The sequence below is a fragment of the Escherichia sp. AM3 genome, from assembly GCF_032029835.1.
GTDB lineage: Bacteria > Pseudomonadota > Gammaproteobacteria > Enterobacterales > Enterobacteriaceae > Escherichia > Escherichia coli.
Genome location: NZ_JAVUPQ010000190.1, coordinates 1 through 2,587 on the forward strand (window position 1 = coordinate 1; position 2,587 = coordinate 2,587).

Annotated in this window: 2 protein-coding genes and 1 pseudogene; all 3 read left to right on the forward strand. The window is 32.7% G+C overall.

Annotated elements, in window-relative coordinates:
* On the forward strand, positions 1–749 hold a 749-nt coding region (locus RTW80_RS23825; RefSeq protein WP_312720506.1), incomplete at its 5' end, for a site-specific integrase.
* Position 750: 1 nt separating this feature from the next.
* Positions 751–2,064: a site-specific integrase gene (locus RTW80_RS23830; protein WP_312720508.1), complete on the forward strand. Its 1,314-nt coding sequence runs from the start codon at positions 751–753 to the stop codon at positions 2,062–2,064.
* Positions 2,061–2,587, forward strand: a pseudogene (locus tag RTW80_RS23835) (DNA-binding protein); the annotation flags it as partial. The gene RTW80_RS23830 and the pseudogene RTW80_RS23835, both read left to right, overlap by 4 nt.

The following is a 2,587-nucleotide window of genomic DNA, read 5'->3' on the forward strand; positions in this document are numbered from 1 at the left end:
GTATTAGAGCACATCTCCCGCGAAATAAATCACTTAGCGTGAATAACAGAAAAGATAAATCGCTAAGCGAAGAACAAATAAAGACACTATTTAAGCTATTGGAAGTCGAAGGAAGCCAAAATCCTTTCCAGAAGGAGGTTCAGGTGAGAAACAGGCTCATTTTTACCTTACTATTGAATTGTGGTTTAAGAGCAGGAGAGCTATTAAATCTAAAAGTTAATGATTTCAATCCCAGAGGTTATACACTTAATATTTTCAGAAGACACGATTGCATTGAAGATCGAAGGCTGAATCAACCTTTAGTCAAAACTGGTGAAAGGGAAATCCCATTGTCGGACGAGTTAGCAATGGAGATTTTGGATTACATAAATAACTATAGAAATAAATACACCAAAAAGAAGAAGCATGACTTCTTGTTTGTTACACACGGTTCATGTAAAACAACAGGGGAACCTTTATCTGTTTCCGCATATGAAAAGATAATTTCGACTATTAAAAAATCAAGTCCGGTATTAAAAAATTTATCAGGTCATAAACTGAGGCATTCTTGGAACTATTTCTATTCAAATGAAATTGATGATTCGAATTTAGACATCAGCCGAAAATCAGAGTTGAGGTGCTATCTCATGGGATGGTCAAAAGATTCAAAGATGTCAGAAAATTATAACTTCAAACACATATCAATAAAAGAAAAAGAAGTTATTGAAAGGGTTTATGACTCTTTAAGAAAAATAACTAAGGAGGTATGAAATGAAAACAAGAACATTAAAGAAAGATAATAATTTATTTTCAATGATGAAGGGGTATAGCTTCAGGATTTCTGATAATAAATGGCAATTAGATATAAATAATTGTGTTTACCCACATAAGGTTGCCGATAAAATGCCAGAGTCGATGCGTATTGGTTATCTTAATACCTTGGCATATTTTTCGTCTGAATATAGCGCAGGCTACATAAAGAATATAAATCACATCTTTATCCAATGGCTAAGATTGATGGATCTTGGAATGATTAATTCCAAAGCGGTTTATCAATTTAATGTTAGCTTAGGCCCTGAGAAAAACTATAAGCTAAATTCAATAAAGAACTTTCTTAGTAAATGGAAAAAACTCGGTTATGAAGGAGTAGATAACTCAGCTCTAAGAATGCTGGAAAAAATAACCATTAAACCTAATTTAACAGGGGAAGCCGTTAAACGAAGAGATCCGAATAGTGGACCACTAACGGAAGAAGATCTGAAAATCATACTTGAAAGTATCAGAAAATTGTTGAAAGAAAATAAAATCCCTCTGTTTATTTATTGCTACGTTATTCTATTAGCAACAACGGGAAGGAGGCCATCACAGCTAACTTCGTTGAAAGCGAAAGATCTCATAAGAACGGAAGAGGGTTGTTTTCTAAATATACCGAAAGTAAAACAAAGGAAGAACTTCAGAAGTGAGTTCAGCATGATGAGAATCGACGATAACCTGTATGAGGAACTTATAACCTTGATTGATCTGAACCAGAAACATATCGAAGGTAGGGTCAAGAGGAATATTAGTCATTTAAAAAATGAATTACCTATACTCATGGACATTAAACAATATGTATTAATTGATACTGGACAAAGTTTAGATACCATCATGATAACTGATTTTTTACATATGAAGAATTCTTTTATCTCAAACAAACTAAATAATTTGACTACTAAATTCAACATTAGGTCATCAAGTAATAACGGTCCTATACGGATTAATGCAAGACGATTTAGGTATACCCTGGGAACTCGTTTAGCAAAGGAAGGTGCATCAGTTGAAGTAATCGCTAAAGCATTAGACCATAAATCTATAAACTCATCAGGGATATACATAAAAAATTGTCCAGACAATGTTCATGATATAGACAAGATGCTTAATCCTTTTTTTGAACCGCTATCAAAGATATTTCTTGGAGAAGAACAGTTAAAAAACAAGAAGCTCTTTACTGAATATGTTTTAAATTCGTTCGAGTTTTTTAATGGTAAAGACGACCAAATTGAATGTTTCACTTGTAAAAACTTTAGAGCCTGGAGTTCCCAATGACCAATATAATCTTATTCGAGCCAGCCAATACTAATAATCCGAGTTCAAATGTTGATGAATTTATTGAATTTTGTAAGAGTAATATTTTAAACTCGAAGTTAGCGATTTCATGGGAAAGCAATGTATGGAAGAGATATTATAGATTCAATAAGTTTGACATGAACAATAATCGAAATAGCAAAGATAGATTAGATGGTAGTTTCATTGATTTTGCTAAAGCTTATATGTTGCATATTCACTCGTTTAACAAGTCAAAGTCAAACCAAAATACTTTGTCAATGTTGAAAATCATTGAGTTTGTTTTATTGAAATCATACGGAGAAGCTAATATTATCAAGTGTAATAATATCATATTTGATGAATGTGCAAGGTTAGCATCAGCCAAATATTCAAAAAAACAAGCAGTTGGAATTGGTAAAGAACTTGAGAAACTATGTTCATTCTTAACTGGAAACAGAATGACGACCTCATCATACTTTTTCTGGGTGAATCCGTTAAGGCATAAAATAACTCAGAGCTGGAA